This is a genomic window from Pseudomonas sp. PSPC3-2 (genome assembly GCF_049897085.1).
Lineage (GTDB): Bacteria > Pseudomonadota > Gammaproteobacteria > Pseudomonadales > Pseudomonadaceae > Aquipseudomonas > Aquipseudomonas paraveronii.
The window spans coordinates 48581-64759 of sequence record NZ_JAFCVO010000003.1 but is presented as its reverse complement, the minus strand read 5'-3'; the positions used below and the strand labels follow the sequence as shown (position 1 = coordinate 64759).

Below are 16179 nucleotides of genomic sequence, written 5' to 3'. Positions count from 1 at the left end.
AAAAAACCGGCACCGACCAACAACATCGGTGCCGGGAGAGGGATCGTTGCTTAAGGCAGGGCGGCCACGACGGACAGCTCCACCAGGATTTGCGGTTCGCACAGTTTCGCTTCAACCGTGGCGCGGGCCGGGGCAACGCCTTTAGGCAGCCACGTGTCCCACACTGCGTTCATGCCGGCGAAATCGGCGTCAATGTCTTTCAGGTAGATCGTCACCGACAGCAACTTGGTCTTGTCGGTACCGGCCAGGTCCAGCAGGCGCTCGATAGTAGCCAGCGCTTCACGGGTCTGCTGTTCAATCCCGGCACTCAGGTCGTCGCCGACTTGCCCTGACAAATACACGGTCCCGCTGTGGGCAACGATCTGGCTCATGCGCTCATTGGTGAGCTGGCGCTGGATTGACATGTTTTTCAGACTCCTGGTGGTTGCCATAACGGGAAATATCGAGGCCTTCGGCGCTGATCTGCGGCGTTTTCTTCGCCATCAGGTCCGCCAGTAAACGACCGGAACCGCATGCCATGGTCCAACCGAGGGTGCCGTGGCCGGTGTTCAGGAACAGGTTCTTGAACGGGGTGGCACCGACAATCGGCGTGCCGTCGGGAGTGGTTGGGCGCAGCCCGGTCCAAAAGATCGCTTCGCTCAGATCGCCGCCCTGAGGATAAAGGTCGTTGACGATCATCTCCAGGGTTTCACGCCGACGCGGGTTAAGCGACAGGTCAAAACCGGCTATTTCAGCCATGCCGCCGACACGGATACGGTTGTCGAAACGGGTGATCGCGACCTTGTAGGTCTCGTCGAGAATGGTCGACGTCGGCGCCATCGCCGGGTTGGTGATCGGCACGGTCAGCGAGTAGCCCTTGAGCGGGTACACCGGCGCCTTGATCCCCAACGGCTTGAGCAACTGCGGCGAGTAACTGCCGAGGGCCAGCACGTAGCGGTCGGCGGTTTCCAGCTTGCCGTCGATCAACACGCCGTTGATGCGATCACCGGCGTAGTCGAGGCGTTGGATATCCTGTTCGAACCGGAATTCGACGCCCAACTGCTTGCACATGTCGACCAGGCGGGTGGTGAACATCTGGCAGTCGCCGGTCTGGTCGTTCGGCAGGCGCAGGGCACCGGCGAGGATGTCGGTAACACTGGCCAGGGCCGGTTCGACACGGGCGATGCCGGCGCGGTCAAGCAATTCGAACGGCACGCCGGACTCTTTCAACACGGCGATATCTTTGGCCGCCCCATCGAGTTGGGCCTGGGTGCGGAACAGTTGGGTCGTACCGAGGCTGCGGCCTTCGTAGGCAATCCCGGTTTCAGCGCGCAGCTCGTCGAGGCAGTCGCGGCTGTACTCGGACAGGCGGACCATGCGCTCCTTGTTCACCGCATACCGGCTGGCGGTGCAGTTGCGCAGCATCTGCGCCATCCACAGGTATTGGTTGATATCAGCGGTAGCCTTGATCGCCAGCGGCGCGTGGCGTTGCAGCAGCCACTTGATGGCCTTGAGCGGCACACCCGGTGCAGCCCATGGCGAAGCGTAGCCTGGAGACACTTGGCCGGCGTTGGCGAAACTGGTTTCCATGGCAGCGGCAGGCTGACGATCGACCACGACCACCTCAAAGCCGGCTCGCGCCAAATAGTAGGCACTGGTCACACCAATGACGCCGCTACCCAAGACCAGAACGCGCATTTTTATATCCTCATCGCGGCTTGACCGCCGACGTGTGTTGTTCGAGCAATAATGTGAGCAGTATAAAAAGCAATCACCAGTGCATTTCACTATATAAATGCTTATATTTGGCGACAATTCTCGGCAAAAACCCTTTTAACAGAGGCGTATCCCCTATGCGTACCAACACCCAGACCAAGCGGGAGCTGGACAAGATCGACCGCAATATCCTGCGCATCCTGCAAGCCGACGGGCGTATTTCGTTCACGGAGCTGGGGGAAAAGGTCGGGCTGTCGACCACCCCCTGCACCGAGCGCGTGCGCCGCCTGGAGCGTGAAGGGATCATCATGGGCTACAACGCGCGGCTCAACCCCCAGCATTTGAAGGGGAGTTTGCTGGTATTTGTCGAGATCAGCCTCGATTACAAATCCGGCGACACCTTTGAAGAATTCCGCCGCGCCGTGCTGAAATTGCCCCATGTGCTGGAGTGCCACCTAGTGTCGGGGGACTTCGACTACCTGGTGAAAGCGCGGATTTCCGAGATGGCCTCGTACCGCAAGTTGCTCGGCGACATCCTGCTCAAACTGCCCCATGTGCGGGAGTCCAAGAGCTATATCGTGATGGAGGAAGTGAAAGAGAGCCTCAATCTGCCGATCCCCGACTGACTGACACAACTGGGTCAATGTGGGAGGGGGCTTGCCCCCTCCCACATTTTGACCGCATACCTCTGTTAGACCAGCACCTGCCGGGTACTCGCCATGTATTCATGGATCTGCTTCTCGACGCGCGGGTGAATCAGCTCCACCGGCCCGCGCCCATTGGGGCACGGCAAGGTCTTTGTGGTGCCGAAAAGCCTACAGATCAGCGGTCGCTCGCCATACACCGTGCAGCCATTGGGGCCCAGGTGGACACAGTTTAATTCGTCCATGGCAGCTTCCTGCTCGGCAGCGGTCTTACGCGGCAGGCGCGACATTTCCTCGGGTGAGGTCGTCACCGGCCCACAGCAATCGTGGCAGCCGGGGACGCACTCGAACGAGGGAATCTGTCGGCGCAACGCGCTGATTTTCTGACTGTTGCAACTCATCGAAACACGTACCGAACGGCGAATAGGCGTGGATTCTGCCGCAAAAGCCCACGGTGAGACAGCTTCGTCCGACCGCTGTATCCTGCGTCAAGTTTTCCAAACAGGGATATTCCCCATGACCGCCAGTGCCCGGCACACCGCTTCCTACTACGCCGCCAGCAGCCTGCCGCAACCCGACTACCCGGCGTTGGCCGGCGAAAGGGTTGCCGACGTGTGCGTGATCGGCGGTGGTTTTTCCGGGCTCAACACCGCCCTGGAACTGGCCGAACGTGGGTTCAGCGTGGTGCTGCTGGAGGCGCGCAAGATTGCCTGGGGCGCCAGCGGGCGCAACGGCGGCCAATTGATTCGCGGCGTCGGCCACGGCCTGGAGCAGTTCGCCAATGTGATCGGCACCGACGGCGTGCGCCAGATGAAATTGATGGGCCTGGAGGCGGTAGAAATTGTGCGCCAGCGCGTCGAGCGCTTCCAGATCGCCTGTGACCTGACCTGGGGTTACTGCGACCTGGCCAACAAACCCCGCGACCTGCTCGGCCTCGCCGAAGACGCCGAAGCGTTGCGCAGCCTGGGCTATCGCCATGAAGTACGCCTGCTGCAAGCCGGCGAAATGGGCAGCGTGATCGGCTCCGACCGCTACGTGGGCGGCATGATCGACATGGGCTCGGGCCACCTGCACCCGCTGAACCTGGCCCTCGGCGAAGCGGCCGCCGCAGCGCAACTGGGCGCGCAACTGTTCGAGCACTCCGAAGTGACGCGCATCGACTACGGCCCCGAGGTCAACGTACACACCGCCCGCGGCAATGTGCGCGCCAAGACCCTGGTGCTGGCCTGCAACGCCTACCTGAATGGCCTGAACCCACACCTGAGCGGCAAAGTGCTGCCCGCCGGCAGTTACATCATCGCCACCGAGCCGCTAAGCGCAGCCCAGGCCGCCCAGTTACTGCCGCAAAACATGGCAGTGTGTGATCAGCGGGTGACGGTGGACTACTTCCGCCTGTCCGCCGACCGTCGCCTGCTGTTCGGCGGCGCCTGTCATTATTCCGGCCGCGACCCCCAGGACATCAGCGCCTACATGCGACCGAAGATGTTGCAGGTGTTCCCGCAACTGGCCGACGTCAAGATCGACTACCAATGGGGCGGCATGATCGGCATCGGCGCCAACCGCTTGCCGCAGATCGGCCGATTGGCGGATCAACCCAATGTGTATTACGCCCAGGCATACGCCGGTCATGGCCTCAACGCTACGCACCTGGCGGGCAAGCTGCTGGGCGAAGCCATCAGCGGCCAGCAGCAGGGACGTTTCGATTTGTTCGCCCAGGTGCCGCACATCACCTTCCCCGGCGGCAAGCACTTGCGCTCGCCGCTGTTGGCGCTGGGGATGCTCTGGCACCGGCTGAAAGAACAGGTGTGACTCAACGGCGCCAGAACGGCTTCAGGCCTTCCTGGCGCGCCTGCTCGGCGGTCAGCCCGATATCCCGCAGTTGCTCGGCAGTCAGGTCCAGCAACGCCTTACGCGTGTGGCGGCGACACCAGAACAGGCTCCAGCGGTGGCGCGTCAGGGTCGACATCGTCGGCTCCTGCCCAGCTTCCAGTTCCTGACTGTGTAACGTCAGCCGCACATCGCTCATCCCGTTCATTTTGCTGCCCTCATTTGCTGGTTGCCATGAGTGACTAGAATGAGCGGGCGGACAAAACCATTACAGATTCAACCCAATTTTATTAAATCCATACAGACACTGCCCACGAACGGCTGAATCCTGTATTTTCCCTGGATCTGTACTGGTCCTTTGGGAGTGATCACCGTGACCCTTTACGTCAACCTCGCCGAATTGCTGGGCACCCGCATCGAGCAAGGCTTCTACCGCCCCGGCGATAGGCTGCCTTCTGTACGGGCCTTGAGCGTGGAGCACGGGGTCAGTTTGAGCACCGTGCAGCAAGCGTATCGCGTGCTGGAAGACAACGGCCTGGCGATGCCGAAGCCCAAGTCCGGTTACTTTGTGCCCGCGAGCCGTGAGCTGCCGGCCTTGCCCGAAGTCGGCCGCCCGGCCCAGCGCCCGGTGGAAATTTCCCAGTGGGACCAGGTACTCGAGTTGATTCGCGCAGTGCCGCGTAAAGATGTCATACAGATGGGGCGCGGCATGCCGGACGTGTTGTCGCCCACCCTCAAGCCCCTGCTGCGCAGCCTGGCCCGCGTCAGCCGGCGTCAGGATCTGCCGGGGTTGTATTACGACAACATCCTCGGCTGTATGGAACTGCGCGAGCAAATCGCTCGACTGTCATTGGATTCCGGCTGCCAATTGACCGCCGAAGACATCGTGATCACCACCGGCTGCCATGAAGCGCTGTCCGCCAGCATCCGTGCCATTTGCGAGGCAGGCGATATCGTCGCGGTAGACTCGCCGAGCTTCCACGGCGCCATGCAAACCCTCAAGGGCCTGGGCATGAAAGCCCTGGAAATCCCTACGGACCCGCTCACCGGCATCAGCCTCGAAGCCCTGGAACTGGCCCTGGAACAGTGGCCGATCAAAATCATTCAACTGACCCCCAACTGCAACAACCCCTTGGGCTACATCATGCCGGAGGCGCGCAAGCGGGCACTGCTGACCCTGGCCCAGCGCTTTGACGTGGCGATCATCGAAGACGATGTGTATGGCGAACTGGCCTACAGCTACCCGCGCCCGCGCACCATCAAATCCTTCGACGAAGATGGTCGCGTATTGCTCTGCAGCTCCTTCTCGAAAACCCTGGCGCCGGGGCTGCGGATTGGCTGGGTCGCTCCGGGCCGCTACCTGGAGCGGGTGCTGCACATGAAATACATCAGCACCGGCTCCACCGCGACACAGCCGCAGATCGCCATCGCTGAATTTCTCAAAGGCGGCCATTTCGAACCGCATTTGCGGCGGATGCGCACGCAATACCAACGTAATCGCGACTTGATGCTCGACTGGGTCAGCCGTTATTTCCCCGCAGGCACCCGCGCCAGCCGACCTCAAGGCAGCTTCATGCTGTGGATTGAGCTGCCGGAAGGCTTCGACACCCTCAAGCTCAACCGTGCGTTGATGGAACAAGGCGTACAAATCGCCGTGGGCAGTATCTTTTCCGCTTCCGGCAAGTACAGGAACTGCCTGCGCATGAACTACGCGGCCAAACCTACGCCGCAGATTGAAGAGGCGGTGCGCAAGGTCGGCGCCGCCGCGAGCAAGATGCTGGCCGAGGCCGCCGACTGACCTTTCCCGGGAAATAGCCGTCATATGTCGACAAACGCCCTGATGTGGAAGCAGCGCCCTTGATGACTCGACGGCTTTTAGCGTTTTTCCTGGTGGGCGCCCTGGCCCTGGGCGGCTGCGCTACGGTCGATGTGCCGCGCATCCCCAGCGACGCCCTGCCGGCGGCGCAATCGTCGTTCGGTCGCTCGATCCAGGCCCAGGCCGCGCCGCATCAGGGCCGCTCCGGCTTTCGCTTGCTGCCCAACAGCAGCGAGGCGTTCATGGCCCGCGCCGAACTGATCCGCAACGCCCAGACCAGCCTCGACCTGCAGTACTACATCGTCCACGACGGCATCAGCACTCGCCTGCTCGTGGATGAACTGCTCAAGGCCGCCGACCGTGGCGTGCGCGTGCGCATCCTGCTGGACGACACCACCAGCGACGGCCTCGATCAGGTCATCGCCACCCTCGCCGCCCACCCCAACATCCAGATTCGCCTATTCAACCCGTTGCACCTGGGGCGCAGCACCGGCGTGACGCGGGCCATGGGGCGCCTGCTCAACCTGTCGCGGCAACATCGACGCATGCACAACAAGCTGTGGCTGGCGGACAACAGCGCGGCCATCGTCGGCGGGCGTAACCTGGGCGACGAATATTTCGACGCCGAACCGAACCTGAATTTCACCGATATCGACATGCTCAGCGTGGGCCCGGTGGCCGAGCAACTGGGCCACAGTTTCGACCAGTACTGGAACAGCGCACTGAGCAAACCCATCGATGAGTTCGTCTCTAACCTGCCGTCCAAAGGTGACTTGAGCAAAGGACGCTTGCGCCTGGAAGAGTCACTGGCCCAATCGCGCCAACAGAACCACGCGCTCTACAACCGTCTACGCATCTACAAGACCGAACCGCGCCTGGACATCTGGCGCAGCGAGCTGATCTGGGCCTGGAACCAGGCACTGTGGGACGCACCGAGCAAGGTACTCGCCAAGGCTGATCCGGACCCACGGCTGCTGCTGACCACCCAACTGGCGCCGGAGTTGGCAGGCGTCGACCATGAGCTGGTGATGATCTCGGCGTATTTCGTGCCGGGCCAGCCGGGCCTGGTGTACTTGACCGGACGCGCAGACGCGGGCGTCTCGGTAAGCCTGCTGACCAACTCCCTCGAAGCCACCGACGTTCCGGCCGTACACGGCGGCTACGCACCCTATCGCAAGGCGCTGCTGGAGCACGGCGTGAAACTCTATGAGTTGCGCCGCCAACCGGGTGCGCCCGGCACAGGCAGCGGGCCACACCTGTTTCGTCGCGGCACCTTCCTCGGCTCGGACTCCAGCCTGCACAGCAAGGCGATGATTTTTGATCGGCAGAAATCGTTTATCGGCTCGTTCAACTTCGACCCGCGCTCGGTGCTGTGGAACACCGAAGTCGGCGTGCTGGTGGACAGCCCCGAGCTGGCCGAGCACGTGCGCAACCTGGCGCTGCAAGGCATGGCGCCAGCATTGAGCTACGAAGCAAAACTACAGGATGGCCAGGTGGTGTGGACGACCGAGGATAACGGGCAACTGCACACCCTGACCCGCGAGCCCGGCAGTTGGTGGCGCCGTTTCAATGCCTGGTTCGCCACCTCCGTCGGCCTGGAACGCATGCTCTAAGACCAAATCAGGTGCTAGGCCGATTGCACGACGCCAAACGCGCCCTGGCGCAACAACAGCACCACCAGCCCAAGCGCTCCCGCCGCCATCAGCCACGGCAACGCCTGCCCGCTGACCCACTGACTGCCCGCACCGGCGACCAAAGGCCCGATCAGGCAACCGATGCCCCAGAGTTGCGCCACGTGGGCATTGGCGCGCACCAGCGCATCGTCGCGGTAACGCTCGCCAATCAGGATCAACGACAACGTAAACAACCCGCCCGCACTGGCGCCGAACAGCACCCACACCGGCCAGATCAACGGCGTGTGCAGCAACAACGGAATCGCCAGGCTCGACGCCAGCAACACGAGGGCGCAACTCAAGAACAGCGTGCGGCGCGGTAGGTAGTCGGCCAGTGCGCCGATGGGCAACTGCAGCAACGCGTCGCCCACCACCACTGTACTGACCATCGCCAGGGCGACCTCGGCCGTGAAGCCCTGTTGCAGGCAATACACCGGCAGCAGCGTCAGAATCATCGCCTCGAACGCAGCGAACAACGCCACCGCCCAGGCAATCGCCGGCAGGCTCCGGCAAAAGCGCCACAGCTCGGCAAACGTCACGCTGAAGGAGTCGGCGGTCGGCGCCCCGGAACGCCCCAGCAACAGCAACGGCGCCAGCGTCAACAGGCCTACGCCCACCCAGAACCCATAATCATGGTCGGTGCCCAGCAGGCCCAACAACAACGGCCCCGACAACTGGCTCAACGCATAGGTGCAGCCATACAGCGCCACCAGCCGGCCACGCCATTGCTCCACCACCAACTGGTTGATCCAGCTTTCGCCCAGGATAAACACGATGGTCAGGATCACCCCGATCATCAGCCGCAGCACCAGCCACACCGGGTAGCTCGGCAGAATCGCCAGCAGGCCGATGGACACCGCCCCCGCCCACAGGCACAAGCGCATCAGGTGGGCGGTGCCCAGCCAGGACGCCAGCCGGCTGGAGACCTTCGCCCCCAACAGCACGCCGAAGGCCGGCATCGCAGCCATCACCCCGATGGCGAAGCTGCCGTAGCCCCAGCCTTCCAGGCGCAGGGATACCAACGGCATGCTGACGCCCAACGCCAGGCCGACGCTGAGCACCGAGGCCAGGACGGCGAAATAAGTCGCCCAACGCATTTCCACGCTCCTGTGGATAACTATTTTCAGGGTTGTAAACGAACTGTAGGAACAAGCCTGCTCGCGAAGAACTCAAAGACACCGCGTTCAACCTATACAGCACGCGTTATCGTTGACGTTTTTCGCGAGCACGCTCGCTCCTACAGGGGGCTGCGGTGTTGCTTAGAGCTTGATCCAGGTCGCCTTCAGCTCGGTGTACTTGTCGAACGCATGCAGCGACTTGTCGCGACCGTTACCCGACTGCTTGAAGCCGCCAAACGGCGCGGTCATGTCACCGCCGTCGTACTGGTTGACCCATACGCTACCGGCGCGCAAGGCTTTGGCGGTGAGGTGCGCCTTGGAGAGATCCGCCGTCCACACTGCTGCGGCCAGGCCGTATTGGGTGTCGTTGGCGATGGCGATGGCTTCTTCGGCGCTGTCGAAGGTGAGCACCGAGAGCACCGGGCCGAAGATTTCTTCCCGGGCAATCTTCATGGCATTGGTTACGCCGTCGAAAATCGTCGGTTCGACGTAGGTGCCGCCGGTCTCTTCCAGGATGCGCTTGCCACCGGCCACCAATTTGGCGCCGTCGGCGTGGCCGGCTTCGATGTAGGACAGCACGGTGTTCATCTGTTGAGTGTCCACCAGCGCGCCGACGTTCGTGGCCGGGTCCAGCGGGTTGCCTGGCTTCCAGCCCTTCAGCGCAGCGATCACCAGCGGTAGGAATTTATCCTTGATGGAACGCTCCACCAGCAGGCGCGAACCGGCGGTGCAAACTTCACCCTGGTTGAAGGCAATGGCACCGGCGGCGGATTCGGCGGCGGCTTGCAGGTCCGGGGCATCGGCGAACACGATGTTCGGGCTCTTGCCGCCCGCCTCCAGCCATACCCGCTTCATGTTCGACTCACCGGAGCGGATCAACAACTGTTTGGCGATTTTGGTGGAACCGGTGAACACCAGGGTGTCGACATCCATGTGCAGCGCCAGCGCGTTACCCACGGTGTGGCCATAACCCGGCAGCACGTTGAACACGCCTTTTGGAATACCGGCCTCAACGGCCAGGGCCGCGATGCGGATGGCAGTCAGCGGGGATTTTTCGGACGGCTTGAGGATCACGGAGTTACCGGTGGACAGCGCCGGCCCGAGTTTCCAGCACGCCATCATCAGCGGGAAGTTCCACGGCACGATGGCGCCGACCACACCGATCGGCTCACGGGTCACCAGACCCAACTGATCGTGAGGGGTGGCGGCAACCTCATCGTAAATCTTGTCGATTGCCTCGCCGCTCCAGCTCAGGGCATTCGCCGCGCCGGGTACGTCGATGTTCAGGGCATCGCTGATCGGTTTGCCCATGTCCAGGGTTTCCAACAGCGCCAGCTCTTCGGCATTGGCCTTGAGCAACGCGGCGAAACGGATCATGGTGGCCTTGCGCTTGGCCGGCGCCAGGCGCGACCAGACACCGGAATTGAAAGTGGCGCGGGCATTTTCCACGGCGCGCTGGGCGTCGGCGACGTCACAACTGGCAACGCTGGTCAGCAGGCGGCCATCGACCGGGCTGATGCATTCAAACGTGTCGCCGGAAACCGCAGCGGTGTACTCGCCATTGATATAGGCGCGACCTTCGATCTTCAGGTCCTTGGCGCGTTGTTCCCAGTCGGCACGGGTCAGGGTGGTCATGCGAGTGTCCTCCTCTTATTGAATACAAGGGCCAGGCGATGTGCCCCGGCAGCCTCAAAGAATGCTTGCCTCGCCAGCCATTTTTTCGGCTAAAGGCGGCTACCACCCTAAACCAGCGGCTGGGGATGTATCAATATATTTGACATAACGCCGGTAAACGCCCTTGCGATGTTCATTTTAATAAACATAGACTTTGGGTTCCCCAACCGCAGGCCAGACGGGACACGCACATGAGCATCCAGGACATCATCGACTTCAGCCAAGCCAAAACCGCCGCCGATCGCTATCGCCCTGCTGCCGAGAAAATCCTCAAGGGCGATCCCGAGCAGACGATCTACAACCACTACAACAGCCCGTGCGGCCAGATGAGCGCCGGGGTCTGGGAAGGCGAGGTCGGGCAGTGGAAGGTCAACTACACCGAGCATGAGTACTGCGAGATTGTGCAGGGGGTTTCCGTATTGCGCGATGCCGAGGGCAACGCCAAGACCTTGCGGGCCGGCGACCGCTTCGTGATCCCGGCCGGCTTCAGCGGCACCTGGGAAGTGCTGGAGCCCTGCCGCAAGATCTACGTGGTGTTCGAACAGAAAGCCTGATCAGCAAATCCCACGCAAAAAAAAGCCCGCATCGTGAGATACGGGCTTTTTTTCACAAGGAAGAAAATCAATTACTTGATTTTGCCTTCTTTGTAGATCACGTGCTTGCGAACGCGCGGGTCGAACATTTTCTTTTCGAGCTTGTCCGGGGTAGTACGCTTGTTCTTGTCGGTAGTGTAGAAGTGACCAGTACCGGCGCTAGAGATCATTCGAATCAATTCACGCATGATAGAGCTCCTTAGATCTTGCCAGCGGCACGGATTTCGGCCAGCACGACAGTGATGCCACGCTTGTCGATGATGCGCATGCCTTTGGCAGATACACGCAGGCGAACAAAACGTTTCTCTTCTTCAACCCAGAAGCGGTGATGCTGCAGGTTCGGCAGGAAACGACGACGGGTTTTGTTATTTGCGTGGGAAATGTTATTCCCAGTCACCGGACCCTTACCGGTAACTTGACAGACTCTCGACATGCCTCAGCCCTCTAAAACCACATGCCCAACCCGGCATGGGTTGGCCGCTTAATCTCTCAGTCATTTGGCGCCAGGCGCCGCGTTTCTTTAGGGTCTTACCGGCTACACCTACAAGCGAAGGAACCGGGCCCCTAGAAAAGAGCGCTGCTTTATACCAGAAAGACCCAAGTGCAACAACAGCCCGTGTGTTTTTAACGGCGTAAATCTCGGCGACAGATGCCCGAACCGTTGCCAGGAGGGGCCGCTGCAACAGCCGACCGCTCGTCGCACAGAATGATTTACAACGCCCGCCGGCACCAAAAAGTACACGGCGAAACGCGCTGAGGCGCCATCAAAACAGCATTTGAGGCAAAAGCACAGGCAAAAATGGACTAGTCATTTATCAATCAGACCACTACGGTAGGACTTTTCCAGACTGCACTCGCAGATGGGCCTTCGATCTGCACAGGAAACCGAACATGCGCCTCGCTGCCCTAGCGCTTTTGCTAGCCCCTCTATTTATCGCGTCGCAGGCCTTGGCGGCGACCAATCTGAGCGTTTGTACCGAGGCCAGTCCTGAAGGGTTCGACGTGGTGCAGTACAACTCGCTGACCACCACCAACGCCTCGGCCGACGTGCTGATGAACAGCTTGGTGGACTATGACGCGGCCAGCGGCAAACTGGTGCCAAGCCTGGCGGACAGTTGGGAAGTGTCGCCGGACGGCCTGACCTACACCTTCCAATTGCACCCCAACGTAAAATTCCACCGCACCGACTATTTCACCCCGAGCCGCACCCTGACCGCCGAAGATGTACGCTTCAGCTTCGAGCGCATGCTCGACCCGGCCAACCCGTGGCACAAGATCGCCCAGAGCGGTTTCCCCCACGCTCAGTCGCTGCAATTGCCGGCACTGATCAAGAAGATCGACGCCCTTGACCCGCTGACCGTGCGCTTCACCCTCGATCACGCCGACTCGACTTTCCTCGCCGCGCTGAGCATGGGTTTTGCCTCGATCTACCCGGCCGAATACGCCGACAAGCTGCTCAAGGCCGGCACCCCGGAGAAGCTCAACAGCCAGCCCATCGGCACGGGCCCGTTCATTTTCACGCGGTTCCAGAAAGATGCCGTGGTGCGCTACAAAGCCAACCCGGACTACTTCGCCGGCAAACCGGCTGTGGATAACTTGATCTTCGCCATCACCCCGGATGCGAACGTGCGCCTGCAGAAACTGCACCGCGACGAATGCCAGATCGCACTGTCACCCAAACCGCTGGATGTGGGCGAAGCCGAGAAAGACCCTGCACTCAAAGTGGAAAAAACCGCAGCATTCATGACCGCATTCGTCGCGATCAACAGCCAGCACCCGCCGCTGGACAAGCCTGAGGTGCGCCAGGCGATCAACCTGGCCTTCGACAAGGGCAGCTATCTCAAAGCCGTGTTCGAAGGCACCGCCGAAGCCGCCAACGGCCCCTACCCGCCCAACACCTGGAGCTATGCCAAGGATTTGCCGGGTTATCCACAGGACATCGCCAAAGCCAAGCTGCTGCTGGAGCGCGCCGGGCTCAAGGACGGCTTCAAGACCACAATCTGGACACGCCCCACCGGCAGCCTGCTGAACCCCAACCCAAACCTCGGCGCGCAACTGCTGCAGGCGGACCTGGCCAAGGTCGGCATCCAGGCTGAGATCCGCGTGATCGAATGGGGCGAGCTGATTCGCCGCGCCAAGGCCGGCGAACACGACCTGCTGTTCATGGGCTGGGCCGGTGACAACGGCGACCCGGATAACTTCCTGACGCCGCAGTTCTCCTGCGCGGCGCTGAAATCCGGCACCAACTTCGCGCGCTATTGCGACCCGGCCCTGGACAAGCTCATCAGCGCCGGCAAGACCACCAGCGAGCAAGGGGTGCGCAGCAAGCTGTATCAACAGGCCCAGGCGCAGATCCAGCAACAGGCTCTGTGGCTGCCGCTGGCGCACCCGACGGCGTTCGCCCTGGCTCGCAAGAATGTCGAGGGATACCAGGTGAGCCCGTTTGGGCGGCAGGATTTCTCCAAGGTCAGCGTCAAGCCCTGAGCGACAAGCTGCAAGCCCTCTTGAGGTTTGCAGCTGCTCCGCCCCTACATCCACCCGTATTCCGCCATCGACAATGGATCACCATCCCCCACGATGATGTGATCCAGCACCCGTACATCCACCACTTCTAAGGCTTTTTGCAGAATCTTGGTCAATTTTCGATCAGCCGCACTCGGCTCCACGCTCCCCGAAGGATGGTTGTGGCACAGGATCAACGCCGCCGCGTTGTAAGCCAGGGCGCGCTTGACCACTTGCCGGGGGTAAACCACGGTGGCATCGATGGTGCCCTGGAACAACGCCTCGAAACCCAGTACCCGATGCTTTGAATCGAGAAACAGGCAGCCGAAAATCTCGTGAGGCTCGTGGCGCAACAGCGCCTTGAGGTAGTCACGCACAGCGACCGGGCTCTCCAGCACTGAGTCACCGCGCAACTGTTCGGCCAGGTGGCGCCGGGACATCTCCAGCACCGCCTGCAGTTGGGCAAACTTTGCCGGCCCCAGCCCCAACTGCTGGCTGAACAGCACCTGACTGGCCTCCAGCAACGGGCGCAGTCCACCGAACTGCGCGAGAAGATGGCGGGCCAGGTCCACTGCGCTTCGCCCGGTTACCCCGGTGCGCAGGAAGATTGCCAACAGTTCGGCGTCGGACAAACTCGCCGCGCCCCACTCCAACAGTTTCTCTCGTGGCCGCTCTGCTGCCGGCCAATCACGAATACTCATCCCACCTCCCTGTGCATGTGCGCCGCTGTTGCCTGGCGGACGCTGTGTTATCGTAGCCGCTCTTTTTTGCATGCGATTTCACCTGGGGAGGGGGCGTCGCAGGCGTCACTGAACTGGCTTCACTGAACTGGAAAGGCAAACCAATGCAGCGTCTGTATCGGAAACGCATCGTTCTCGGCGTCGGCGGCGGCATTGCCGCCTACAAGAGCGCAGAACTGGTTCGCAGGCTTCTCGACCAGGGCGCCGAAGTGCGCGTGGTCATGACCCGCGGCGGTAGTGAGTTCATCACCCCGCTGACCATGCAGGCCTTGTCCGGCCACCCGGTTCACCTGGACCTGCTGGACCCGGCCGCCGAAGCCGCCATGGGCCATATCGAACTGGCCAAATGGGCCGATCTGGTACTGATCGCCCCGGCCACCGCCGACCTGATCGCCCGCCTGGCGCAAGGCATCGCCGATGACCTGCTGACCACCCTGGTCCTGGCCACCGACGCCACCGTCGCTATCGCCCCGGCCATGAACCAGGCCATGTGGCGCGACCCGGCCACCCAAGCCAACACTCAACTCCTGCAAAGCCGTGGCCTCAAGGTGTTCGGCCCGGCCTCCGGCAGCCAGGCCTGCGGTGACGTCGGCATGGGCCGCATGCTCGAAGCCACCGACCTGGCGCTGTGCGCCGCCGAGTGCTTCCAGCACCTGGCCATGACCGGCAAGCACGTGTTGATCACCGCCGGCCCGACCCAGGAAAATATCGACCCGGTGCGCTACATCACCAACCATAGCTCAGGAAAAATGGGCTTTGCCCTGGCTGAAGCCGCGGTCGAGGCAGGCGCGCGCGTGACGCTCATCACCGGCCCGGTGCATTTGCCGACCCCCGATCGCGTCACGCGAATCGACGTGGTCAGCGCCCGGGACATGTTGGCGGCCTGCGAGGCGGCCATCCCCTGCGACCTGTTTATCGCTTCGGCAGCGGTTGCGGATTACCGCCCGGAAGTCGTCGCACCGCACAAACTCAAGAAAGACCCTACCAGCGGCGACGGCCTGCTCCTGCAAATGGTGCGCAACCCGGACATCCTGGCCACGATCGCCAGCCGCCCGGACCGCCCGTTCAGCGTCGGCTTCGCCGCCGAGACCGAGCACTTGCTGGATTACGCCGCTCGCAAATTGAAAGACAAAAATCTCGACCTGATCGTTGCCAATGATGTCGCCAACCCGAGCATCGGCTTCAACAGCGAGGAAAACGCCTGCAGCGTGATCGACCGCGACCTGCACGCCACCCTTTTCGCCCAGACCAGCAAGGGCAAGATTGCCCGTCAACTGATCTCTTTTATCGCCCAACGGCTGAACCAGGTTTAATTTACATGCACGCTTTGCAAGCCAAGATCCTCGACCCCCGCATCGGCACCGACTTCCCACTGCCGGCCTATGCCACACCTGGCTCCGCCGGCCTCGACCTGCGCGCCATGCTCAAGCAAGACACCGTCCTTGAGCCGGGCCAGACCCTGCTGATTCCAACCGGCCTGTCGATCTACGTCGGCGACCCGGGCCTGGCGGCGCTGATCCTGCCACGCTCCGGCCTCGGCCATAAGCACGGCATCGTGCTGGGTAACCTGGTCGGCCTGATCGACTCGGACTACCAGGGCGAATTGATGGTGTCGTGTTGGAACCGTGGCCAGACCGCCTTCAACATCGTCGTCGGCGAGCGCATTGCGCAGCTGGTGCTGGTGCCGGTGGTGCAGGCGCACTTCGAACTGGTACAGGAATTCGACGCAACCCAGCGCGGTGCAGGCGGCTTTGGGCATTCCGGCAGTCTCTGACCACACTGAACCGGGGCGGACGCCACTGTCCGGCCCGGCTCGACGCCACCGCATGGCCTTTCAGGATGAAGAATGCGCGGACCTGACGAACGATATTTCTTCATTAAAATCAAAGCACTACCA

General features: G+C 61.8%; 17 protein-coding genes. 8 read left to right on the top strand and 9 right to left on the bottom strand.

Annotated elements, in window-relative coordinates; translation table 11 throughout:
- Nucleotides 1–50: 50 nt before the first annotated feature.
- Together ACP7CJ_RS06960 and dadA are read right to left on the bottom strand one after the other, a co-directional pair.
- Nucleotides 51–404, bottom strand: coding sequence for a RidA family protein (locus ACP7CJ_RS06960; RefSeq protein ID WP_276195440.1), 354 nt, complete (start codon nt 402–404; stop codon nt 51–53).
- Nucleotides 376–1677: a D-amino acid dehydrogenase gene (gene dadA / locus ACP7CJ_RS06955; RefSeq protein WP_276195441.1), complete on the bottom strand. Its 1302-nt coding sequence runs from the start codon at nt 1675–1677 to the stop codon at nt 376–378. Before dadA ends, ACP7CJ_RS06960 begins: the two co-directional genes overlap by 29 nt.
- 155 nt (nt 1678–1832) lie before the next feature.
- Here dadA and ACP7CJ_RS06950 point away from each other — a divergent pair, with 155 nt between their 5' ends.
- Nucleotides 1833–2321 (top strand): Lrp/AsnC ligand binding domain-containing protein, encoded by a 489-nt coding sequence (locus ACP7CJ_RS06950; protein WP_003206849.1) that lies wholly within the window; start codon nt 1833–1835, stop codon nt 2319–2321.
- Nucleotides 2322–2386: 65 nt separating this feature from the next.
- On the opposite strand, the gene ACP7CJ_RS06945 is transcribed toward ACP7CJ_RS06950, so the two are convergent.
- Nucleotides 2387–2740, bottom strand: coding sequence for a YkgJ family cysteine cluster protein (locus ACP7CJ_RS06945; protein ID WP_276195442.1), 354 nt, complete (start codon nt 2738–2740; stop codon nt 2387–2389).
- 115 nt (nt 2741–2855) lie between these two features.
- Here ACP7CJ_RS06945 and ACP7CJ_RS06940 point away from each other — a divergent pair, with 115 nt between their 5' ends.
- Complete coding sequence (locus ACP7CJ_RS06940) at nt 2856–4148, top strand: NAD(P)/FAD-dependent oxidoreductase (RefSeq protein ID WP_426099908.1); 1293 nt, start codon at nt 2856–2858, stop codon at nt 4146–4148.
- A gap of 1 nt (nt 4149) precedes the next feature.
- Here ACP7CJ_RS06940 and ACP7CJ_RS06935 read toward each other — a convergent pair whose 3' ends face one another.
- The gene (locus ACP7CJ_RS06935) at nt 4150–4374 is read right to left on the bottom strand and encodes a DUF1127 domain-containing protein (protein ID WP_426099907.1); all 225 of its coding nucleotides are present in this window, start codon (nt 4372–4374) and stop codon (nt 4150–4152) included.
- Between the two features lie 165 nt (nt 4375–4539).
- On the opposite strand from ACP7CJ_RS06935, the gene ACP7CJ_RS06930 reads away from it, so the two are divergent.
- Nucleotides 4540–5964, top strand: a complete 1425-nt coding sequence (locus tag ACP7CJ_RS06930) for a PLP-dependent aminotransferase family protein (protein ID WP_276195445.1) — start codon at nt 4540–4542, stop codon at nt 5962–5964.
- A 62-nt stretch (nt 5965–6026) separates the two neighbouring features.
- A complete protein-coding gene (locus ACP7CJ_RS06925) occupies nt 6027–7595 on the top strand; it encodes a phospholipase D family protein (RefSeq protein WP_426099906.1) in 1569 nt (522 codons plus the stop codon).
- 14 nt (nt 7596–7609) lie between these two features.
- Here ACP7CJ_RS06925 and ACP7CJ_RS06920 read toward each other — a convergent pair whose 3' ends face one another.
- Nucleotides 7610–8752, bottom strand: coding sequence for an MFS transporter (locus ACP7CJ_RS06920; protein WP_247398325.1), 1143 nt, complete (start codon nt 8750–8752; stop codon nt 7610–7612).
- A gap of 162 nt (nt 8753–8914) precedes the next feature.
- Nucleotides 8915–10408 (bottom strand): aldehyde dehydrogenase, encoded by a 1494-nt coding sequence (locus ACP7CJ_RS06915; protein WP_247398328.1) that lies wholly within the window; start codon nt 10406–10408, stop codon nt 8915–8917.
- Between the two features lie 230 nt (nt 10409–10638).
- Between ACP7CJ_RS06915 and ACP7CJ_RS06910 the strand changes: the two genes are divergently transcribed.
- Nucleotides 10639–11001: a cupin domain-containing protein gene (locus ACP7CJ_RS06910; protein ID WP_247398331.1), complete on the top strand. Its 363-nt coding sequence runs from the start codon at nt 10639–10641 to the stop codon at nt 10999–11001.
- Nucleotides 11002–11072: 71 nt separating this feature from the next.
- Here the strand turns inward: ACP7CJ_RS06910 and rpmG are convergent, their stop codons facing one another.
- Both rpmG and rpmB read right to left on the bottom strand, forming a co-directional pair.
- Nucleotides 11073–11228, bottom strand: a complete 156-nt coding sequence (gene rpmG / locus ACP7CJ_RS06905) for a 50S ribosomal protein L33 (protein ID WP_003176906.1) — start codon at nt 11226–11228, stop codon at nt 11073–11075.
- Between the two features lie 11 nt (nt 11229–11239).
- Nucleotides 11240–11473: a 50S ribosomal protein L28 gene (gene rpmB / locus ACP7CJ_RS06900; protein WP_003176907.1), complete on the bottom strand. Its 234-nt coding sequence runs from the start codon at nt 11471–11473 to the stop codon at nt 11240–11242.
- A 458-nt stretch (nt 11474–11931) separates the two neighbouring features.
- Between rpmB and ACP7CJ_RS06895 the strand changes: the two genes are divergently transcribed.
- Nucleotides 11932–13524, top strand: coding sequence for an ABC transporter substrate-binding protein (locus ACP7CJ_RS06895; protein ID WP_426099905.1), 1593 nt, complete (start codon nt 11932–11934; stop codon nt 13522–13524).
- Nucleotides 13525–13568: 44 nt separating this feature from the next.
- On the opposite strand, the gene radC is transcribed toward ACP7CJ_RS06895, so the two are convergent.
- Nucleotides 13569–14243: a RadC family protein gene (radC, locus tag ACP7CJ_RS06890; protein ID WP_247398338.1), complete on the bottom strand. Its 675-nt coding sequence runs from the start codon at nt 14241–14243 to the stop codon at nt 13569–13571.
- A gap of 143 nt (nt 14244–14386) precedes the next feature.
- Between radC and coaBC the strand changes: the two genes are divergently transcribed.
- Nucleotides 14387–15595, top strand: coding sequence for a bifunctional phosphopantothenoylcysteine decarboxylase/phosphopantothenate--cysteine ligase CoaBC (gene coaBC, locus ACP7CJ_RS06885; protein ID WP_276195448.1), 1209 nt, complete (start codon nt 14387–14389; stop codon nt 15593–15595).
- 5 nt (nt 15596–15600) lie between these two features.
- Nucleotides 15601–16056: a dUTP diphosphatase gene (dut, locus tag ACP7CJ_RS06880; protein WP_276195449.1), complete on the top strand. Its 456-nt coding sequence runs from the start codon at nt 15601–15603 to the stop codon at nt 16054–16056.
- Nucleotides 16057–16179: the final 123 nt, after the last annotated feature.

Coding starts and splice junctions, on each gene's coding strand:
- ACP7CJ_RS06950 (WP_003206849.1), top strand. CDS start 1,833: ATGCGTACCAACACCCAGACCAAGCGGGAGCTGGACAAGATCGACCGC.
- ACP7CJ_RS06895 (WP_426099905.1), top strand. CDS start 11,932: ATGCGCCTCGCTGCCCTAGCGCTTTTGCTAGCCCCTCTATTTATCGCG.
- coaBC (WP_276195448.1), top strand. CDS start 14,387: ATGCAGCGTCTGTATCGGAAACGCATCGTTCTCGGCGTCGGCGGCGGC.
- ACP7CJ_RS06960 (WP_276195440.1), bottom strand. CDS start 404: ATGTCAATCCAGCGCCAGCTCACCAATGAGCGCATGAGCCAGATCGTT.
- radC (WP_247398338.1), bottom strand. CDS start 14,243: ATGAGTATTCGTGATTGGCCGGCAGCAGAGCGGCCACGAGAGAAACTG.
- ACP7CJ_RS06915 (WP_247398328.1), bottom strand. CDS start 10,408: ATGACCACCCTGACCCGTGCCGACTGGGAACAACGCGCCAAGGACCTG.
- rpmB (WP_003176907.1), bottom strand. CDS start 11,473: ATGTCGAGAGTCTGTCAAGTTACCGGTAAGGGTCCGGTGACTGGGAAT.
- ACP7CJ_RS06935 (WP_426099907.1), bottom strand. CDS start 4,374: ATGAACGGGATGAGCGATGTGCGGCTGACGTTACACAGTCAGGAACTG.
- ACP7CJ_RS06945 (WP_276195442.1), bottom strand. CDS start 2,740: ATGAGTTGCAACAGTCAGAAAATCAGCGCGTTGCGCCGACAGATTCCC.
- ACP7CJ_RS06925 (WP_426099906.1), top strand. CDS start 6,027: ATGACTCGACGGCTTTTAGCGTTTTTCCTGGTGGGCGCCCTGGCCCTG.
- dadA (WP_276195441.1), bottom strand. CDS start 1,677: ATGCGCGTTCTGGTCTTGGGTAGCGGCGTCATTGGTGTGACCAGTGCC.
- ACP7CJ_RS06940 (WP_426099908.1), top strand. CDS start 2,856: ATGACCGCCAGTGCCCGGCACACCGCTTCCTACTACGCCGCCAGCAGC.
- rpmG (WP_003176906.1), bottom strand. CDS start 11,228: ATGCGTGAATTGATTCGAATGATCTCTAGCGCCGGTACTGGTCACTTC.
- dut (WP_276195449.1), top strand. CDS start 15,601: ATGCACGCTTTGCAAGCCAAGATCCTCGACCCCCGCATCGGCACCGAC.
- ACP7CJ_RS06920 (WP_247398325.1), bottom strand. CDS start 8,752: ATGCGTTGGGCGACTTATTTCGCCGTCCTGGCCTCGGTGCTCAGCGTC.
- ACP7CJ_RS06910 (WP_247398331.1), top strand. CDS start 10,639: ATGAGCATCCAGGACATCATCGACTTCAGCCAAGCCAAAACCGCCGCC.